Origin of the sequence: Marinisporobacter balticus (genome assembly GCF_004345705.1) — a bacterium.
Taxonomy (GTDB): Bacteria; Bacillota; Clostridia; order Peptostreptococcales; family Thermotaleaceae; genus Marinisporobacter; species Marinisporobacter balticus.
On record NZ_SLWV01000019.1, the window covers coordinates 1 to 20,939 of the forward strand.

20 protein-coding genes are annotated in these 20,939 nt (G+C 33.8%); 14 read left to right on the forward strand and 6 right to left on the reverse strand.

All coding sequences use genetic code 11. From position 1 onward, the window contains the following. Nucleotides 1-607: 607 nt before the first annotated feature. The 13 genes from EV214_RS12415 to EV214_RS12470 all read left to right on the forward strand — a co-directional run bounded on the left by EV214_RS12415 (nucleotide 608) and on the right by EV214_RS12470 (nucleotide 16,460). Entirely contained in the window at nucleotides 608-4,264 is a 3,657-nt protein-coding gene (locus EV214_RS12415; protein ID WP_132246264.1) for a DEAD/DEAH box helicase, read from the forward strand. Nucleotides 4,265-4,606: 342 nt separating this feature from the next. After that, the gene (locus EV214_RS12420; protein WP_132246266.1) at nucleotides 4,607-4,783 is read left to right on the forward strand and encodes a DNA-binding protein; all 177 of its coding nucleotides are present in this window, start codon (nucleotides 4,607-4,609) and stop codon (nucleotides 4,781-4,783) included. A gap of 21 nt (nucleotides 4,784-4,804) precedes the next feature. Beyond that, nucleotides 4,805-5,902, forward strand: coding sequence for a DNA cytosine methyltransferase (locus EV214_RS12425; RefSeq protein WP_132246268.1), 1,098 nt, complete (start codon nucleotides 4,805-4,807; stop codon nucleotides 5,900-5,902). Between the two features lie 4 nt (nucleotides 5,903-5,906). Then, nucleotides 5,907-7,310, forward strand: coding sequence for a protein NO VEIN domain-containing protein (locus EV214_RS12430; RefSeq protein WP_132246270.1), 1,404 nt, complete (start codon nucleotides 5,907-5,909; stop codon nucleotides 7,308-7,310). Then, on the forward strand, nucleotides 7,303-8,328 hold the full coding sequence (locus EV214_RS12435; protein ID WP_132246272.1) for a DNA cytosine methyltransferase: 1,026 nt from the start codon (nucleotides 7,303-7,305) through the stop codon (nucleotides 8,326-8,328). The genes EV214_RS12430 and EV214_RS12435 overlap by 8 nt, the downstream gene beginning before the upstream one ends. A 332-nt stretch (nucleotides 8,329-8,660) precedes the next feature. Continuing rightward, a complete protein-coding gene (locus EV214_RS12440) occupies nucleotides 8,661-9,584 on the forward strand; it encodes an AAA family ATPase (protein ID WP_132246378.1) in 924 nt (307 codons plus the stop codon). Nucleotides 9,585-9,654: 70 nt separating this feature from the next. Next, the gene (locus tag EV214_RS12445; protein ID WP_132246274.1) at nucleotides 9,655-10,011 is read left to right on the forward strand and encodes a hypothetical protein; all 357 of its coding nucleotides are present in this window, start codon (nucleotides 9,655-9,657) and stop codon (nucleotides 10,009-10,011) included. Nucleotides 10,012-10,180: 169 nt separating this feature from the next. Further along, nucleotides 10,181-10,498, forward strand: a complete 318-nt coding sequence (locus EV214_RS12450) for a plasmid mobilization protein (RefSeq protein ID WP_243116654.1) — start codon at nucleotides 10,181-10,183, stop codon at nucleotides 10,496-10,498. 27 nt (nucleotides 10,499-10,525) lie between these two features. Further along, nucleotides 10,526-10,672, forward strand: coding sequence for an SHOCT domain-containing protein (locus EV214_RS18780; RefSeq protein WP_165916359.1), 147 nt, complete (start codon nucleotides 10,526-10,528; stop codon nucleotides 10,670-10,672). A gap of 137 nt (nucleotides 10,673-10,809) precedes the next feature. After that, the gene (locus EV214_RS12455) at nucleotides 10,810-11,811 is read left to right on the forward strand and encodes a virulence RhuM family protein (protein ID WP_243116655.1); all 1,002 of its coding nucleotides are present in this window, start codon (nucleotides 10,810-10,812) and stop codon (nucleotides 11,809-11,811) included. Between the two features lie 33 nt (nucleotides 11,812-11,844). Further along, complete coding sequence (locus EV214_RS12460; RefSeq protein WP_132246276.1) at nucleotides 11,845-13,692, forward strand: recombinase family protein; 1,848 nt, start codon at nucleotides 11,845-11,847, stop codon at nucleotides 13,690-13,692. Nucleotides 13,693-13,917: 225 nt separating this feature from the next. Next, a complete protein-coding gene (locus tag EV214_RS12465; protein WP_132246278.1) occupies nucleotides 13,918-14,280 on the forward strand; it encodes a BlaI/MecI/CopY family transcriptional regulator in 363 nt (120 codons plus the stop codon). A gap of 2 nt (nucleotides 14,281-14,282) precedes the next feature. After that, nucleotides 14,283-16,460, forward strand: a complete 2,178-nt coding sequence (locus tag EV214_RS12470) for a M56 family metallopeptidase (protein ID WP_132246280.1) — start codon at nucleotides 14,283-14,285, stop codon at nucleotides 16,458-16,460. Here EV214_RS12470 and EV214_RS18960 read toward each other — a convergent pair. The 6 genes from EV214_RS18960 to EV214_RS12500 all read right to left on the reverse strand — a co-directional run bounded on the left by EV214_RS18960 (nucleotide 16,457) and on the right by EV214_RS12500 (nucleotide 19,593). Continuing rightward, the gene (locus tag EV214_RS18960) at nucleotides 16,457-16,966 is read right to left on the reverse strand and encodes a hypothetical protein (RefSeq protein WP_207669687.1); all 510 of its coding nucleotides are present in this window, start codon (nucleotides 16,964-16,966) and stop codon (nucleotides 16,457-16,459) included. The two genes, EV214_RS12470 and EV214_RS18960, sit on opposite strands and share 4 nt — an antisense overlap. Nucleotides 16,967-17,101: 135 nt before the next feature. Further along, nucleotides 17,102-17,290 carry a cysteine-rich KTR domain-containing protein gene (locus tag EV214_RS12480; protein ID WP_132246282.1) on the reverse strand — a complete coding sequence of 63 codons (189 nt, stop codon included), beginning with the start codon at nucleotides 17,288-17,290 and terminating at the stop codon, nucleotides 17,102-17,104. A 42-nt stretch (nucleotides 17,291-17,332) separates the two neighbouring features. Beyond that, nucleotides 17,333-18,124 (reverse strand): class I SAM-dependent methyltransferase, encoded by a 792-nt coding sequence (locus EV214_RS12485; protein WP_132246284.1) that lies wholly within the window; start codon nucleotides 18,122-18,124, stop codon nucleotides 17,333-17,335. A gap of 28 nt (nucleotides 18,125-18,152) precedes the next feature. Then, nucleotides 18,153-18,740: a TetR/AcrR family transcriptional regulator gene (locus EV214_RS12490; protein ID WP_132246286.1), complete on the reverse strand. Its 588-nt coding sequence runs from the start codon at nucleotides 18,738-18,740 to the stop codon at nucleotides 18,153-18,155. 188 nt (nucleotides 18,741-18,928) lie between these two features. Continuing rightward, nucleotides 18,929-19,231 (reverse strand): TnpV protein, encoded by a 303-nt coding sequence (locus tag EV214_RS19690; RefSeq protein WP_408631305.1) that lies wholly within the window; start codon nucleotides 19,229-19,231, stop codon nucleotides 18,929-18,931. A gap of 158 nt (nucleotides 19,232-19,389) precedes the next feature. Then, a complete protein-coding gene (locus tag EV214_RS12500) occupies nucleotides 19,390-19,593 on the reverse strand; it encodes a hypothetical protein (protein ID WP_207669688.1) in 204 nt (67 codons plus the stop codon). A gap of 27 nt (nucleotides 19,594-19,620) precedes the next feature. Between EV214_RS12500 and EV214_RS12505 the strand changes: the two genes are divergently transcribed. Beyond that, the gene (locus tag EV214_RS12505) at nucleotides 19,621-20,136 is read left to right on the forward strand and encodes a GNAT family N-acetyltransferase (protein WP_165916360.1); all 516 of its coding nucleotides are present in this window, start codon (nucleotides 19,621-19,623) and stop codon (nucleotides 20,134-20,136) included. The last annotated feature ends 803 nt before the right edge of the window (nucleotides 20,137-20,939 follow it).

Consider the following 20,939-nt stretch of genomic DNA (forward strand, 5'->3'; position numbering starts at 1 on the left):
GAAATATGCACATTTGTATATCCTCTGTAATGAAGAAGTATCACCTGATATCTGATATGCATACGCTTATTATTAGTCGTTCGTAATAGCTTTTTCAAAACATTAATTTCTACTTGTTCATTATGATTTTCAGTATACATGCACAATCCCTCCCCTCATAGATTATGTTTACATAATATCATCAAAGAGGCGGAATATTTGATTGTAATTTTTCCCAGTGTTAAATCATTAATACGTTATATATAGTGAAGGATTTTTTTAATTTTATAAAAATAATCAAGGCAAGATTTGCTATTTATCAGCAGAGCGTGCCTTGTTTCGTATTTTACGCTATTTGTTCCATCGCTTACTATAAGAATAGCATTCAGTAACGATTATGTTGGTGTAAATTGGAGAAGAAAATCAAGATTACTCTATTATATTTATTGTAATTGTAAGTTGTTGTAAGATGGCAAAGATTTTTATTTAGCCTTATGTTATAATAATTTAAGGGTAATTTATTGAAAATACACTGATTTATACCCTAAATTTATTTTTCTTTAAAATTGTTGAATAAATTTTATTGAAGAAAGAACTGAGTTAAAATTTATAAAGTTTGGAGTTAAATATGTCATTACAAGAGATAAATAAATCAGCCATAGCGAAAAAAATAATTGAATTTTGGTATATTATTGAATTTTTAAGTCAAGATCCATTTCCTAAAAAATCAAAAATGCAAGAAAAAAATGCTCACTTAGCAATGCTAATGGCTAAAAATCTTCCAATGCCAAAAGGAAAAAGCAAACCAAAGAAATTTATGGTATTTAATAAGCTATGTACAAATGAAGAGATACTAAAAATAATTCAAAATCACAATGAAATATATAATAAACACCAGTATTGTAGTGAATTCATTCATATTTGTTATGGGAAGATAGGGAAGGAAGAAATAGTTCAACGTTTATTTGAGGTGTTAGAAATTGAAGATACAAGACCAGAAGAAGACAAAGGGAAATTGTGTCTATTTGCTCTGAAGATTGATAAGAATGGATTTTATATAGAGGATAGCTTAAGAATTTCACCGATGCTATGGGGAGTATATCGGTGTTGCATAGATAAAAACAGTAAAGATCATGGAATCACTATTAAAAATTATTATGATGATGTGAGGAAGATTGAATCAATCATTGAAATGGAAACAGAACTTACAAATAAGACGTTAAATAAGTTATATCAACATATAATTTCCCAATATGCCAAAAAAGTATTCAAGGAAACTACGTGTTTATTGGAAGAGGGAATACTTACATATTCACGATATGACTCTGAAAAAACTCAAAATAGGGAAGAAGGAAAGAGTTTAGATTTGAGTGAGTTGCTAAATGGATTTTATACTGATGACTTGCATATGATAAGTCATTCAATCAATGATAAGCACGATTCCAAAAGTATGCATGCTGATATAATTGATTATGTAACAGCTTTATATATGAAAAAAAACAAAATAAAAGATCACAAAAAAGAAAGAATTGATATTAGAGCTAATAAAGATTACATAAGTAGAATACTTAGAATTAAAGAATCACCACTAGGAAAGTGGCCATCAAAATATAGTCCTGCATTAATGCAGCAGATAGCAATCAACTTTGGTATGTTTAATTTTGAAGGTGTAGGTAATATATTCTCTGTAAATGGACCACCTGGCACAGGTAAGACGACACTTTTAAAAGAAATTATTACTCATAATATAGTTGAACGTGCTACTTTACTAACAAAATATGAGAATCCTGATGATGCATTCATAAAGAACAATTATTCGGACGGCACATTAAGGTTAAATGGATATGATGAGTATTATCCTTATTTCTATTCATTTAAGGAGGATAAACTTGCTGACTATGGGATGTTGGTTGCATCTAATAATAATGCTGCTGTGGAGAATATAAGCAAAGAATTACCTGATGCAAAATCACTTAGAGTGAACATGTATTCAGATAAACTTCTTACTGAAAATGATAGACAGCTTGATGAGGTTGCATCAATGTTTGATGTCTTAAAAGCTCTTGAACAAGAAGAATTCTTTATTAAATTAGAAAAAGAAGAATATGGTAATGTGAGAGCTGTTTATGAAAAGAAAAATGATATTTACTTTTCATGGCTTGCTCATAAACTAATTTCAAGTGAAAGCGATACAGAGACTGAGATTAATGCATGGGGACTTATTTCAGCCCCAATGGGCAAATCTTCTAATGTAGGGCGTTATTGCTATAATGTATTGAATAACATAATTAAAAGTTTTTATAACAATAATGATAAAATGAAAGAGCGTAGAAACAAATATAAAGAAGCAAGAATAAATTTCATTAACCAATTAAACATTGTTAAGGATATTGAAGATAAATTATTCAATGATTCTAATTTGAAATCTAGTCATTTTTTAGCTATTAAAAAGTTTCAGGATGAAATTTCAAGTTATGAATTTAAAATAGCTAAATTGGAAGAAATAATAACCGTATATAATAAAGACATTAATAAAATACAACAAGATATAAGTCAAAAAGAAAAGGAATATATAGAAATTGAAAAAGATCTAACTAATAAAAATGATGAGTATTCAGATATTAATAACAGATTAGAAGATATAGATAATGAAATATCTAAAACTCAATTTAGTATAATAGAACTAGAGGATGCTAGAAAGTTTTATGAAATAATATTGCATAGATGGATAAAGACTGAGCGTTTATTATTGATTAAGGAAATGAAAGCTAAAAAGAATCAAATGATTGAAGTGTATAATTCCAATGAAAAAAAGAAAATATCAGTTGTTGAAAATATAGAATCTATAAAAAAAAGTAAGTGTATTATAGAAGAAGAAATATCAAAACTCAAGCAAATTCTTTCACAAATGAGAGATAAACAAAATAATATCTTGGAAGAAAAAAATAACTGTATGAAAGCTATACAAGACCTGACCCAAAAAATCAGCTTAGCAAATTCAGAATTCATGATGAAACTCGAAAAGATGAAGAAAGATCGTGTAATACTTGATGATGACTTTTGGAAAGAGTACTTTAGTGATGTAGAATCTGTTAGTACAAAGGCTCAGATATCAAATCCTTGGACTACTGATAAGTATAATCGAGAAAAAGAAAAATTATTTCATTCAGCTATTAAACTTCATAAAGAATTTATTTTATCCTCAAAGTCATGTAGAGACAACTTCATAAATCTCAGTATGATGTGGAAAAATCGTGAGAATAGCAATAATGAATTATGTAATTTCAGTATTAGGGATAAAGATAGAGCTTTCCCTCACTTACTTAATACTCTCTTTTTATTAACACCAGTAATTTCAACTACTTTTGCATCAGTTGGACGATTTCTTAAACACATTAAAGAAAAAGAAAGTATTGGACTATTAATAGTTGATGAAGCAGGTCAAGCTGGACCACATATTGCTCTTGGTGCACTATGGAGGTGTAAAAAAGCAATAATAGTAGGCGATCCTAAGCAGGTTGAGCCAGTTGTGACAAATGAGGCTGATGCCATTAAAAGGGCATTCTCTGATCAATTATTAAAACCTTACATGGATAAAACTATTTCTGTTCAATCCTTTGCTGATAGCATAAATAAGTATGGTTCTTATATAAAAAATTCAGCCAATTTAGATTCTCATTCAGAATGGGTTGGATGTCCACTTGTTGTACATAGAAGATGTATCGAACCAATGTTTAGTATTTCAAATATCATTTCGTACGGTGGAACAATGAAATACCAAACAGCAGCACCTGACATATCATTAATTGATAAATTTATATTAGATAAATCTTGTTGGTTGGATATTAAGGGCAGTGAAATTGGTAATAGAAATCATTTTGTCAATGAACAAGGAAAAGAAACAATGAAAATGATAGTAGATAGCTTTCAGAAATATAATGGTTATCCTAACTTATATGTAATATCTCCTTTTACTACAGTTATTACTGAATTGAAAAAGATGATTCTTGGATATGACAAATTAATTGAAGAATATGGTGAGACTGTTGAACAATGGTGTGAGAATTGTTGTGGTACAGTTCATAAATTTCAAGGAAAAGAAGCTAATGAAGTTATATTTTTACTTGGTTGCGATAATAAAGCGATTGGTGCAGTTAAATGGGTTAAACCAAATATTTTAAACGTTGCTGTAACAAGAGCTAAGTATAGATTATATATCATAGGTGATTCTAAGTTATGGAGTAAGTCTGAGATATTTAAAACAGCATATCAATTAATGCAATAGTTTGAGATTGTAGATAAGAACAGCATTAATATGGAAAAGTGAAATGATATTTTTGTCCTAACTTGACACCATCATATACAAAAAAGACTAATCGTATTTGCCCATATACCACTTAAAACCAAGCTTTTCATGTTTAATACGGATATTGCTAATTATCGTAATAAGGAACTGAAAGGTGAAATCATCGTAAGGCTAGGCTTTTGGATGTGAAATGTAGGGATATAAGTCGAATAATAAAATCCACTTACACTAGTAGGTGGATTTGCATTTCAAGAATCAGAGTTGACATTATTCGCGATTGCGAATATAATAATTTAAGAGTTTTGTGTAGAGGTGATATAGATGGATTATATTTCGGTTAAGGATATAGCTAAAAAGTGGCATATTTCTAAAAGGCGTGTTCAAATATTATGTAGTGAAGGTAGAGTACAAGGTGCTTTAAGAATTGGTAATTTATGGGCCATACCTAGTGATGCAGAAAAGCCTATTGATTTGAGAACAAAATCAAAAGATACATAATATATAGACAGGAGATTTTGTATGAGCGATAAATATAATTTAATAGATTTATTTTGTGGTTGTGGGGGATTTTCAAAGGGTTTTGAACAAGCAGGATTTAACATTAAACTTGGATTAGACTCGTGGAAAGATGCCACAAAAACATATGAATATAATTTTCCGGATTCCATAGTTGTAAATGATGATATCACAAATATTACAGGGAAATCATTGCTTGATTTAATGGATTTGAATAATGATAGTATTGATGTTATTATTGGAGGCCCTCCATGCCAGGGGTTCTCGGTTTCAGGTAAAAGATTGATTGATGACCCAAGAAATACATTATATAAATCTTTTGTTAGAATAGTAAATGATATAAAACCTAAAATTTTTGTAATGGAAAATGTGCCTGGTTTAATAAGATTATTTAATGGAAAAGCAAAAGATGAAATAATGGAAGATTTCAGAAACATTGGATATAATGTTCAAGTTAAAATGTTATCTGCAGACGAGTATGGTGTGCCACAGAAAAGAAAACGAGTTTTTTTTGTTGGGGTTGATGAAAATCAAATTATAAATTCGGATAAATTTAGTTTTCCAGAACTAACTCATGGTGTAGATAAAGATTTATTGCCATTTGTAAACTGTAAGGATGCTATATCAGATTTGGATTATATAAGTGATGAAGTACCACTTGGAGATGGTGTGCATTATTCTACAAATGCTAATACAATCTATCAAAAAAAAATGAGAGATGATTCAGATATGTTATTTAATCATGTAACAGCAGTTCACAAAGCGGAAACAAAACGAATTATAAGCCTCGTACCTGATGGAGGAAATTATAAGGATTTACCAGAACATTTGAAAGATACACGAAAAGTAAATATTGCTTGGACACGAATGAATAGTAGCAAACCAAGCTTTACTATTGATACTGGTCATAATCATCATTTTCATTACAGAGCAAATAGAGTTCCAACAGCAAGAGAGTCTGCAAGAATTCAATCCTTTCCAGATAAATTTAGATTTATAGGGACAAAAACAAGTCAGTTAAAGCAGGTTGGGAATGCTGTACCGCCAATGCTTGCAGAAGTAATTGCAACAAAAGTAGTTGAATTGATGAAAAGGGGATAAAATAATGTATAATCATTTCAATCAATATAGGTGTACTATAATTAGAGGGAAGTCTAAGGGCGAAATGGATAATTTGTTGCCTGCATATGCTCAAATAATTGACGAAATAACACCTGCAGATAAAGGAAGTTTTGAGAATTCATTTAATCGATTATTGAAAAGGTTCTTACCTAATGCATCTATTAAGACATTAGATAATCATAGAACTGAAATTGCAGGAAAACTGTTCGGAATGTATTATATAGATGAAAATCAGAATGTATATACATCAGAAAGAACTCTTAAATTTTTAGAGGACAATGATCAACCAGCATTTTTTAAAGATATGTGTTTTAAGATTCAGTATCCAAATGGAATGGATAAACCAGCTACTATACTTGAAAGAATTAACAATAACATTTCGGTTAGACCATGTTCTTTAGTACTAAGTGTTTTATTAGAGGCGAAAGAAGTTGGGTTGGTATTAACTAAGAATGATATCGGTTATTATATATTAAATTCATTAGATGCGTTGCAAGGTAAAGCTTTTCCAAATGAAATAGTAAATGTAATCGTCAACGATAGGAATGAAGGGATTATAAGAAAGATAAAAAATCCTGGTAAGGCGTCTTCTTATAATATGCAACATATAAATGAGCTTCTAAACTATCTTGAACTAGCAAATTTAATCCATATTGGAATGGAATATGAAGTATTATTGAATGAAAATGAGTTAAATGCTATAAATTATTTTGCAAAGCATTGGGATGAAAAATTAGAATTTGATGTATATTCATACGATTTATCTACAGTTGAAAATAGGAAAAAAATTGGAACAGATTGGAGTTTTTATTTTTCAAAACTTGTAGATAGCAAAGAAATCTTCACGACAACTGCAAAATCATTAGGAATTCCAGAAGAAAAATTATCTAAAAAATTAGGTAGAACGGATTTAGTTGCGCTAGGTGATGAAGGTGAACTATTTGTTTATGAGTATGAAAAAGAACGTGTTAAATCATATAATCATCGATTAGCTTCAAAAGTACTTCACCTCGGTAAAACAAGAGGTTTAGGGTATGACATTCAATCGGTGATTGCCGAGGATGGTGATATATCAGAATTTGTTAAGTATATAGAAGTTAAGTCCACTAAGCGAGTCACAGCCCCGAGCATAGAAGATGATAATTGGATTGATACAATAAACTTAACAAGGAATGAATGGATAGCAGCTAATCAACATAGTAATTACTATTTTATTTATAGAGTATATTTTGTTAGAGGAACTGTTTTTATGTATGTAATAAAGAATGTAAAAGAAAAAGTCGATGACGGATTATTAAGAGTAATTCCAGTAGCATATAGGGCTGATTTTGGAAATTCGGCAATTGATATGGTTATTAAAGAAGCAAGGAGTGAATATGGTGTATAAAGTAGTTTCTGTATTTTCGGGCTGTGGTGGAGCTGATCTAGGACTGTTGGGTGGATTTGAGTTTAATAAAGAACAATATCAGCGATTACCATATAATATAGTATATGCAACAGATATAAATGAAAAAGCTCTGAATACTTATAAAAAAAATTTTGATTGCCACAAAGTAGTTTGTGATGATATTCAAAATATTAATGCAAGTGAAATTCCTGACCATGATGTTTTAATGGGTGGTTTTCCGTGTCAATCATTTAGTACTGTGAATCCCAATAAGGATCCATTTGATGATAGAGCAAACTTATATAAAGAGATGATAAGAATTTTGAAAGCTAAAAGTCCAAAAGCATTTATAGCAGAAAATGTTAGGGGATTTATGACTCTGCATAAAGGTAAAATATTCAGTAGAGTGATTAAAGAGTTTGAATTAGCCGGATATAAAACTTATTCTATGCTAATGAATTCAGCCGACTATGGAATTCCGCAAAAGAGACAAAGAGTTATTATCATCGGAATTAGAGATGATTTGAAAAAGGAATATATTTTCCCGAAAAAAACGACTGCCAATGAGTGGGTACCATTATCAGTTGCAGTAAAGAGCCTAGTTTCAGAAGATAATAAGTACTATTTTTCGAAGCGTGCAGTCGAAGGAATGAAAAAAGCAAAAAATAATATGAAAAGAGGATTATATCAAAATCTTAATGAACCATGCTTGACCATTACGAGTCATCTTGCGAAAGTTAGCTTAAACTCTAGAGATCCAGTTCTTTTGGTTGATCCAGAGAATGAATTATACAGAAGATTTACCCCAAGAGAAGCTGCTAGAATTCAGTCATTTCCAGATGAATTTGTTTTTGCTGGTTCAGAAGGTGATGCATATAGGCAAATTGGTAATGCAGTACCACCAGTACTAGCTTGGCATATCGCCAAATCGTTACTTGAAGTGCTGGATGCAGAAAAATCAGAGAATGGAGAAATAATATTTAACGATATAGCTAATTTAAAATATCAATTAGCCTGAATTATGATTAATGATTTAGGCTGAATCCAAAAAGAAAGTGTAAAGTAATAAAATATTTTCGGCATCCCCCTATCTGTTTTCGGCTTATAGATAGGGGGATTTTTTTATACTTTTTTTCGTACACCCCCTATGATTTTTCGGCTTAATAGTGAGGGGAAAAATAATATTGAAAATATTTCGCCCATCCCTCGTGATTTTTCGGCTTATAAGTGAGGGGCAAAAATTAAAATGAAAAATGTATAGACCAGACCCCTCAAAAAATCGGCTAATAAGTAGCGGGACAAAAAGGAGGTAAACAATTGGAACATGAAAATGAACTAAAACTCATCAACATGAGTGATGTTGAGGTAACAGAAGTGAAATGGTTATGGAAGCCCTACATTCCCATTGGGAAAATCACCATTATTCAAGGTGATCCAGGCGAGGGCAAGACCACCATGATTTTGGCAATAGCATCAGCAATGACGACTGGTGATGTATTGCCTTTAAGTAAGGAGGCGTTAGAATGTAGCAATGTTATTTATCAAACTGCAGAAGATGGCTTAAGTGACACCATTAAACCAAGATTATTGGCAGCAGGTGCTGACTGCACCAAAGTAATCGTTATTGATGAAAGTCATAAGGAGCTGACGCTATCAGATAAAAGAATTGAAGAAGCCATTATTGAGACGAATGCACAGTTGCTAATCATTGATCCCCTACAAGCTTATTTAGGTTCTGGTGTAGATATGCATAGGGCAAATGAAATCAGACCAATTTTCAAAAATCTTTCTAACGTTGCAGAGAGGACAGGTTGTGCCATTGTCATTATTGGTCATATGAATAAAGCAGGTGGTACAAAAGGACTTTATCGTGGACTTGGTTCTATTGATATTACAGCTGCCGCTAGAAGTGTTTTGTTAGTAGGGCGCGTAAGAGCAGACCCATCTATTCGAGTAATGGCTCAGATCAAATCAAGTTTAGCACCTGAGGGTAAGAAAGTTGCTTTTAAGCTGGATGAAGAAAATGGCTTTGCGTGGATAGGAGAATATGACATTGAGCTGGATGAATTACTCGGAGCGGGTTCAACTGAAAGTGTTCTTAAGCGAGCAGAAAAGCTGATTAAAGAAGTTCTTGATGATGGTGCTAAAGCCAGTGACTATGTTGTTGAAAAGGCAAAAGAAAAGCAGATTTCTCAAAGAACGTTGAAAACAGCTAAAAAGAATCTTGAAGTGAAATCTATTAAAACAAAGGAAGGTTGGAAATGGCAGTTATAAAATCAAGAGTGCAAGGGGGCAATGCTTATAACCTTTGCACGCTTGCACCCTTGAAAGGAAGGTGATAAAAATGTTAGGCAAATTATTTGGTGTTGAAGAATTAAAAATTGAATTGCAAGAAGCTAGGGAAGAGATTCAAGTACTTGAACACAAGCTTCAAATCAAGGAAAAATCCATAAAAGAACTTGAAGATGAGGTGAGGATATTGGAAGGGAATATTAAATCATTGCTTGATGAAAATGACCAATTAAAGGCACGTCCAGATCACTTTGGACGAGTAACGAGAGCCTCTGGTGAACATATGCGACTACTTAAAATGTATCAGTGTAATGCATTATCCTATCAAGAAATTGCAGATAAAATGACTGCGTATACCGGTGAAAAGTGGTCCAAAAGTACGGTTCACTATTTGCTGACGAAGTCATAATGCTTTTATCTTCAATATCCCCAATAAATCCGAAAGCGTCTAGTTTGTTACTGGACGGAAGCTTAAGCTTAAGGATTTATTTACCCTGTTTTAACAGGGGCAAGCTTCCACTTTGTATAGCCAAAGTGTGTAATAGTGGGCATGCCCACACCCATTTCTAAGGAAGGAGATGCTAATGAGAACAAGAGATAAGCAAGTGAACATTCGAATGACAAAAAAAGAATATCAGCAGATTAAGAAAAAGGCAGACCGAGTGAAATTAAATATGAGTGCCTATATCATTAAATCTGCTTGTGATAAAAGGATTACTATTATTGATGATTTCAGAAATTTTCATACCCAATTAACTAAGATTGGTAATAACCTGAATCAGTTGACTATACTTTGTCATCAAGGGAAGACTACAAGTCCCAATCTTGAGGAAGTTAGAAAGTCACTAAATGATATTTACGAAGCCGTAGTGACTGTACTCAAAAAATACCATTAAATAAAAAAAATCAAGTAGGAGGGTTAGATGGAAAACTTAACGAAGTTTACAATACAGTTAGCCATGCTTTCCAGCCTGCTTGATGAAAAGATGATTTCAGAAAAAGAATTCATCAAAATCAAAGCTGAGTTGGAAAGAAAATACAAAATTAAACGAGGTTTATGTGGCACTTGATTATCTACTGTGGTAAAATTAAAATGATAATTAGGAACATACATTGTTGAACTATCCGGAATTACCGGATAGTTCACTTAAAAACGTCAGACAGTGTCTGATGAATTATAAGTTGCATATGGAAAAGGAGGGTAACATTGGATCATAAAAACGATTTACTCATTTATCAGACAGAAGATGGTAAAACTAAAATTGATGTTAGGCTTGAAAATGAAACCGTATGGATGACACAGAAGGCTATTGCCGAGCTTTATCAAAAAGGTGTGAATACCATTAATGAACATATAAAAAATATCTATGCCGAAGGTGAACTTGAAGAAAATCGAACTATTCGGGAAAACCGAATAGTTCAAACCGAGGGAAATAGAGAGGTTGAGAGAACGGTACGTTTTTATAACCTAGAATTAATTATTGCTGTAGGCTATCGTGTTCGTTCTAGTCGAGGGACACAGTTCAGACGATGGGCTACGGAAAGGTTAAATGAGTATTTAGTCAAAGGCTTTACCATGGATGATGAACGCCTTAAAGGCATGCGTAATATTGGTGATGATTACTTTGATGAGCTTTTAGAACGTATTCGTGACATTAGAGCATCAGAAAAAAGGTTTTATAAGAAAATTACTGATATCTACGCATTATCAATAGATTATGATGCAAAATCTGAAGCTGCAAAGAAATTTTTTGCAACGGTTCAAAACAAGCTTCATTTTGCTATTCATGGTCATACAGCTGCAGAACTAATTGAACAAAGAGCTGATGCATCAAAAGATAATATGGGACTTACCACTTGGAAGGGTGAGAAGGTGCGTAAAGGTGATATCACCGTTGCCAAGAATTATTTGACTGAAAAAGAAATGAAATCACTCAATAGAATTGTAACCATGTATTTAGATTATGCAGAAGATCAGGCTGAAAGACGTAACCCAATGTATATGAAGGATTGGGAAGAAAAGATTAATGCCTTTCTTAAATTTAACGAGCGAGACATTCTTACTGGCGCAGGTTCTATTTCTCATGAAGTAGCTAAGGAACTTGCTGAAAAAGAATATGAGAAGTTTAATCAAAAACGTTTAAATGCTCCTGAAAAAGATGACTTTGATGTGTATTTAGAAGAACATGAATGGACACATAAGAAGTAACATTGTTTTAGATTCCATAAAGGAAGTGAAGACATGAAAGAAGTAGAAGTCATAAAACCAAAAAAGAATAAATTTGACCGTGCATCTGGTAAAGAACTCTCCAAAATTCGAGTAGCACCTTATTGCAGAGTGAGCACTGATTCTGCTGAACAGATGGCAAGTTATTATTCTCAAGTAGTTTATTATGAGCAAAAGATAAAAGAAAATACTAATTGGGAACTGGCAAAGATTTATTCCGATGCCGGTATTAGTGGTACGAATATTGATAAACGCCTTGGTTTTCAAGAGATGATACGTGATGCCATGGCAGGTGAATTTGATTTAGTGATTACAAAGAGTATCTCTAGATTTGGTAGAAACACGAAAGACGTACTGGAATACACCAGACTTCTTAAAAAACATAATGTTGCTGTACTATTTGAAAAAGAAAACATCAATACCTTTTCCATGCAAGGGGAAGTTGCTATGACCGTTTTAACTTCAATAGCCCAACAGGAAAGTGAAAGCATTTCAACCAATGTAAAAATGGGACTAAAGATGAAAATGAAGCGTGGCGAATTGGTTGGTTTTCAAGGTTGTTTAGGTTATGACTACGATAAGGAAACCAAAGAATTTGTGATTAATGAAGAAGAAGCTGAAGTCGTTCGGTATATTTTTGACTGTTATAATCAAGGTAAGGGTGCCCGACTTATTGGAAATGAATTAAAAGAAAAAGGCTATAAGACTAAGAGAGGCAGCACCAACTGGCCTGATAGTACCATTAGAGGGATATTAAAGAATGAAAAATACATGGGTGACTTACTACTTGGCAAGATGTTTACTGTTGATCCAATTACTAAGCAGCGCCTTGATAATATGGGTGAAGAAGAGAAATATTACATCAAAGATCATCATGAGCCGATTGTCAGCAAAGAAACCTTTGAAAAAGTCCAAGCCATAAGAAATAAGCGTAATTGCAACATGGAAAAAGGACGTTTGAAGCGGTATAGTAGACAATACACCTTTAGCAGTAAAATTGAGTGTGGCTTCTGCGAAACTACTGTTGGTAGAAGAGCGTGGAACTCAGGTACTAAGAATAAAAAAGTGGTGTGGCACTGTATAAAATCCAGTAAACATGGTAAAAAGCATTGTCCTGATAGTAAAGGAATCCATGAAGCTGTAATTGAAGAAACCTTTGTCAAAGTCTTTAATGAAATGTGCCAGCATAATAGAGAAATCATTGAGGAATTTATTTCAACTATTGAAAATACATTAAGTGAAAGCACTAGCAAGAAGGAGCTTTCAGCTCTAAATAAAGAACTTAGCAAAGTTGAAGATAAAATCAAGAAGCTCATAGACATTCATATCGATGGTGCCATTGACCGTGAAAATTACGAAAATAAGTTTATTGAGTTAAATAAAGACAAAGAACGATTAATCAAGGAAACCAATGAACTATCTTTGACAGCCAGTGAAGAAAAAGAAATGAAAACAAGGCTAAAAAGTTTTAGGAAGTACTTTGATGCCAACAAGCCCCTTAAAAAATTTGATGCAGATGTATTTGATTCTATTGTCGAGAAGATTATACTAGGTGGCATTGATGACAAAGGACAAAAAGATCCCCATCAACTGACTTTTGTTTTTAAAACCGGTCCAAAATCGACAATTACTATGGGAAAAGATGATGATTCAGATAATGGGAAAGGATTTTTAAAGAAGGGTAAAGAATTATATTCCCAGTTATCACCTGACACATGTGGAATGTGTGGTGTTGATAAAAAAGGTGTAAGTGTTGATTCTACTGGTTTTGATGGATTATATCAAAATCGACTACTCAACCAAAAGTGTGTTTTTGCGTTTTCGGAAACATATCGAAAGGTAAGAAAATGTACGTGGGGTTGAGTGGATGGTATAGATAACATTTGTAGGGTTGTGGAGATAGGATAGATGTAGAAACAACATTGGTGGCTGACCGTCAATCGGGAGACGTACTCTCTTGGTTGGCGGTCTTTTGTATGTTGTGATTTACAAATGAAGATTTATTTATAAATCATCATTGACATCCAAGTCTATAAGGTATAGACTTATAATATAAGGTCGGTATTATATAGACCAAGGAGGTTTATTATGAAAGAATATAAACTCACTGAAAGTGAAGAAAAGTTTGCAGAATTAATTTGGCAGAACGAATCGATAGGTTCTGGTGATCTTGTGAAGCTATGTGAAAAAGAAATGAACTGGAAAAAGTCCACAACATATACAGTATTGAAAAAGTTATGTGAAAAGGGCCTTTTTCAAAATGAAAATGCTGTAGTTTCATCTCTAATTACAAAGGATGAATATTATGCCAAACAAAGTATACGTTTTGTTGAGGATACTTTTGGAGGGTCCTTGCCAAAATTTCTAACAGCTTTTATTGGTGGGAAAATATTAAGTAAACACCAGGCTGAAGAGTTGAAAAGATTGATTGACGAGCACAAGGAGGTGTAGCAATGATTGAACTATTTATTTCTGTTTTAAATATGAGTGTTACTGCAAGCTATGTAATCCTTTTTGTGATACTTGTTAGACTATTACTCAAGAAAGCTCCAAAAGTTATCTCTTATGCCTTATGGGGTGTGGTGGCATTTCGCCTAATAATTCCATTCTCATTTGAAAGCATGTTTAGTCTTATGCCACGGAATACGCATACTGTGTCAATTCCCCATGATATCATCTATCAGCAGAGTCCTCAGATAAATAAGGGGATAGAAGTAGTAGATTCATTTGTAAGCCAATCACTTCCCGCTCCGACTGTTGAAGCAAGTGTAAATCCATTGCAGATTTATATAGAAATAGGGGCATACATATGGATTTTAGGAATAATGATATTACTTATCTATAGTGTAGTATCCATTTTACTATTAGAAAGACAGCTGAAAAGTGCACAGTTAATAGAACAGAATATCTTCGAAGCTAAGAATTTAAAAACACCATTTGTTCTTGGCTTAATAAGACCAAAGATATATTTACCGGTTGGACTTAATGCCACCGAAAGAAGCTATATTTTGCTACATGAACAAACCCATATCAATCGAAAAGACCACATCATAAAAATATTTGCTTTCTTAATATTATCCATACATTGGTTTAATCCTCTTGTGTGGATTGCGTTTATACTAATGAGCACAGATATGGAGCTATCCTGTGACGAAAGAGTATTGAAAAAAATGAATGAAGATATTAAAAAGCCTTATGCTAATTCATTATTGTCGCTTGCTACTGGAAGGCATATCTTAAATGGTAATCCCCTTGCTTTTGGCGAGGGAAATGTAAGAGGAAGGATTAAAAACGTGTTAAATTACAAGAAATTTTCCTTTTGGGTGATTGCTGTATCAATGATAACTGTAATTATTGTAGGAATTGCACTAGTTACAAATCCTAAGGGAGGCAACACGATTCAACTAAAAGATAATCTAGCAGAAAGTCCTTCGGGTACAACGGAAGCAGCGTATCAGGAGTATAACAGAGTAAAAATTGAGTTTCACTCCGACATGATGGGCTTTAAGTCGGCAAACGAGTTTGAAACAACCGATTCAAAAATAGTTGCATTCACTGATTCAACACTACGAACAAGTCTAACACCTGCAAAAGAGGATGATCTGGAAAATAATCATACTAATCAGTATACCGTAAAATTGTCTAATAACATAGGCGGATATAGCTGTAGACTTTACTACGATACGCTGTATAATAAAGCCTATATTGTTAAAGACGGTGGTCTTTACGAAGTAAATACAGATTTTGCACGTTATATCGATTCATTTCTGGAGAATACAAGCATTACCGTCTATATAGATAACGCCGATGCCGTAGCACTATTTCAAAAATATGGATGGACGCTTGACTATCAGATTAGCGCAATGAAAAACAAGCTCAACAACATCAAAGCCTTGTCTGGTTTTAATCCAAACGCATATTATTTCGCTTATAACAATGAGCTTTCAAAGGATATCGGCCTGGACATGAGCGGATACTCTAATACTGCAGACATTGATGTTGAAATTTATAGGATTCATGAAAGTATGCCGCAGGAGTTTTATCCGATACAGGATTGCAGAGGTGTTGTTGTGAAAAACGACAGCAAAATAATCGGTGCATTCATCCGTGCTGGGCGGCACAGCACTTTTAACGCCTGCAGTCTGATAGGAAATAGCTTTGAAAAAGTGACAAGGCAAACGCTTAACGAATGGCTTGTGAACATGATTCAGGCTGACGACCTTGAAGTAAGCCTATCCAAATTGGAACCAGAACAGGTTATTGAAGAATATTTCACGGCGTTGGATAATAAAGATGCTAAGGTAGCGGAATACTGTATCTTGAAAAAAACTTTACTGGGTAATTTAACATCAAATATGCAAAATAGTGAATTATTTAATGAGGGTGTAGGATTGCCTTTAACGGGTGCCAGTATCGGTGCTGCATCAATTTTTGATAATCTGAAATCTGCAAAACTATTGAAAGTCGAACTGATTGATGAGCCCGATGAATACACTAAAATCTTTAGAGTAACGGTAGATCTTCAATACAATAATGAGATAACCATTAGTAGCGGGCAGCAATATTGGGATTGTCACATGGTTTACGAATCTCCACAGACTGGATGGAAAATAGAAGGCTTTGGACATTAAAGATTAATGGACGCAGCCCAAAAATCTTTGATATGTTCCCGCCTACTGATAGTGCTAAAAATGCCGTGGATATGTTTCCGAGAACAGGCAGGTATAAAAGACATCAATGCCATCAACTCGAGCCATGTGGAGACGTGCGTACTTTTGTCCCACAAAAACCCACAAACATCTCCACCGTCTTTATAAACAGGAAAATTGAATAAAATAGACTTCAAACGCAATTTAGCCTCATCACATGGAAAAATCTCTATTTTTTTGATTAGCGAAGAAATCAGAGTTTTTTTCTCTTCATCGCTGATTTTATCATACACTTTATCAAAGTTTGCCAGTAGGGTGTAGATGTTTTCTAATGTGAGGGCATCCTGCTCCACAGCTTTGCGGCGTAGTTTGACATCCTCAATTTTTTCTTCTAGTTCTACGATGATGTCATACAGACCATCAAGCCGGGTTTTATTAAGCTCAACCTCCGCGGGCATAGACATAGTTATGTTGTTGTATTTGGGCACAACAAAAAACTGCTAAATCACAGGTGGATAGTTGTAATGTAGTTCTTCTTTAATTTAGTGAGTTTTGAAAGCATCTGCAACATGGCAATCCTCTTATGAAAAAGAGCCGATAACCACGAGTTTGATTCTTGTTGGTTATCGGCTTTGCGCCTGTGCGTCTGGCTCTTTGATAACTGACATATCAAATTTTCTAATGCTGATTAGCGTTTCCTGTTTGCACTTCGGACAAAACAAAGGGAAATTTTCAAGCACAGTATCCTCTCGTATTTTATCACGAGTTTTGTTACCACATATAGGGCATAGTAACCACTTGCATTCTTTCATAATCACCTCATGTTTTGCGATTAAGGCTAATGTAAATGATGCTTATTTTCTGAATATGTCAATCGCATGACTTGTTATGCCTAGTAAACCTTCACGCTCACAAGTTGCAAAGTGGTATTGCAAGTATAAGTCAAATGTGCCGTTGTCCATTGCGTCTACTGATTCACGAATAAATAATGCACAACCGTCTGCGGCAACGTAATGTAGCCGAGTTACAGGAAATACGGACATCAAATTGTCAATACTTTCTTTGCGGACAAGTTCAAACAAAGCTTTTGGCTCTGACTTGGCGGCAAATGTCTGTGAATCAATTAAGCCCTGTTCAATATATTGAGAAACATTGATGTTCCCACGATTGAAACCTTCGTCAAGGAGGCAACCATCGGATATAACATAGGCGGCAAAAACTATGCCTCCCGGTTTTGTTACACGAATCGCCTCGCCCAGAGCTTGTTGTTTATCCTCTTTGGTGTAAAGGTGATACAGCGGTCCTAACAGCAGCGTTATGTCATACTCATTGTCTGGGAACGCAGATAAATCCATAGCGTTGCCTTGTGTAATGGTTATATTTTCATTCGGTTGAGTGTTTTGTTTGAAAATCTCTATATTGTGTTCAACCAACTCCACTGCATCAACATCATATCCCTCTCGTGCCAGTGCATGGGAATACCGACCTGTTCCAGCACCAATTTCAAGCACATGGTCGTCAGATTTTATGTATTTCTCGATATATTTCATTGTGGTAAGGAACTCAACGGAACCATGTTTTACAACAAGGCGGCTATCTTCATCATAATTGTTGTAATGGTTAATTAGATATTGGTTTGTATTCATATTGCACTCCCTCTATTGATAATAAAAATTAAATGGATAAATTCCAATCTGGTTTTTCTTGTCTAATAAAAGCTGTTAAAATGTTTGTCACCATTTTTTCAGCCTTATCTCTATCTAATGCTAATTTTTTCGTTGCAGCTAGAACTGCTATGCCATGCGTGTAAAGAAATAAGTCTAAAAATATGATTTTTGATTGTTCTAACTCTACTCCAATAGTTTCCGAAAAAAGTTTTGCCTTTTTCTCATTGTCAATTTCTTTATAAAAGTCTTTTGCTTCTGTCATTTCTAAAGCCATATCATTTATAAATAACAGTTTAAATAAATGTGTTTCTTTTTGAGCAAATTCAATGTAGGAAAGGGGAAGGATTAAATATGGACTGACATTAACAGAACTATTATAATTGGTGACATATTGCTCGTAGTATTCATAAGCAAAATCAAGAAATTCTGTTTTTAATTCATCCATGTTTTCATAACAAGTAAAAATAGGTCGAGTAGAGCATTGTAGCTTACTTGCAATACTCCTTGCGTTTACAGTTTCAAATCCTGTTTCTCTTGTAATATCCAAGACAATATTCAAAATCATGTCTTTCGTTATTTTTGCTTTAGGTGGCATATTAATTTTCTCCTTTACTAGATTTTGAATAATCACATATGTTATACAACTATTGTTACATATCGAGTAAGCTTTGTCAATGGGGAGCTTTTAGTTTTTTATAATGTCAAAATATTATGCTCTATTAGAGTTAATGCTATGATGTGTATGCTCACACCTAAGAGCATAAGGTGAATAAAATCGAGTAGTCAGCTATAAATTAGCTCCGCAAAAATGGTTTCCTCAACCTGTACCTTGATGGTGTTCATTAAGCCTAAGCCTAAGCATTTTATTTGGTCGGTGGCTTTAAGCAGTTCCGTGATACCTGCGACTTTTGCCATTGGGGGCATAAGCCTTTCCAATCGTTCGTTGGCTACTTGGTCGATTTCAAGTAAATTCAAGTAAATGGAGATAGAGTTTTTAGGATAAAAGCAAGCTGCTATACAGGGTTGGCGTTGTTCCCTTGGATATGTTTCAATATACGGTATATTGTTTGCGAACAAAAGTGGCAATCAGGGAAAGGTGGTACACACCTTGCGATTTTGCTCAAAATTCCCTTGCGGGATTTTTGGCAAATCTGCTTGTTGGGGAGTATCCCCAATCCCCACTGAACACACAATAAATTGTGTGGCTACGCCTTCTGCGGAGGCTGATAAAATCACAGGACAGATTACCTCTGTTCCTGTGATTTTTCTTTTTCACGATGAGCCGTGTCCTCGCCTAAAAGACGGTCAATATTTGCCTTTGCGATGACTACTTCCTGCATATCCTTTTTCGCCTTATGGTATTCCCCGTAGGCTTTTTTCTTGCCGGAAAGTAGTTCTGCATATTCAGTTTGCAGAGCTTTGACAGTGGGGAGCTTTTTCACATTCAACTCATGTTATCTAGAGTCTTGGAAGCCATGGGTGTTATAAAGAACAGAATCTCAGAAAGCTTGTATCCAATTACCATCCGTAATTTTGTTGATGATGACATTGATTATTTGATTTTGCGACATCAGATTCTATATCCAGCTGAATATGGTTTATCTTCAGCCTTTGTCAACGATGTAAATAGGGTAGTACATCAATTTGTAGGACATTTTGATGCGAGTAAGGAATGTATACTGATTGCAGAAGTGGACGGACGAAGACTCGGAAGCATTGCAATTTCTAAATCAGATGATAAAACGGCGCAATTAAGATTTTTTCTCCTTGAACCGGAAGCCAGAGGCAAAGGTATAGGAAAAAAACTTATTGAAGATGCACTTGATTTCTGCAGAGAGAAAGGCTATACACACATTTTTCTTGAAACTATAAGTAAACTAAAAACAGCAAGGCATATCTATAAAAGCAAAGGATTTAAAATAACCCATACACAGGAAAATCCGGCATGGGGAAAAGATGTTATAGAAGAGCGTTGGGATATGGACTTATAATATTCATAAAATAGAAGATTGTTGAACTTCTATCATATATAGAATGATCTTACCCCTCTTATTTGAATTAGTAGAAAAAAGAAATTATACAGGTAGAGTTTGCATATATAATCAGGATAAATGGAGATATAGCATGTTTTATTTCAACAAAGAGTATCCTGAAACTGAGTATGATACATTTCAAATTCTGCGCATATCAGAATAAAATGGGGTTTGTGAATATCCCGCCGTTAAAAAACAACTATATCAAAGAGAATAATTATTAAATAAACTAAGGTATTGAAAGAATAATCTTGATGCCTCTGTTTTCATATAAACCTAAAATACAATTTAATAAATCTGCCATCGGGCAAAACAACCATGAGGTTATGTTCTTCGTTACTGAAAAACATAGCCTCTTTTTTTGTTGTCCGATTTGCAGAAAAAGAAAGGACTGATTAAAATGATTACAAGATTTATGAGAGATACACCTCTCGCTGCTATAGAAATAGAAATGCAGAGCATAAAAAGAGATTTCAAAGTATCTGTAAAAGAGGTATGTTTCCGAAGCTAGAAGAAATCTACGGATATGCAGCCGTTATTTTTTTACTCTCTGCAGATGCGTTTGTCTGGAGTAAGGCAAAAAGTTGTTTAGACAGTCAACTCATTCATTTTGAAGCTATCCGCATTCGGAGTTTGTCAAGAAAATTGTGGTTCTTTCCATACTTAGTTGAAACTATTGGATTTATAGCATATTTTTGAGTAACAATTACTATTTAAATATAATATAAATTACACTTTTCAACAAACATTGGAAAGAACCA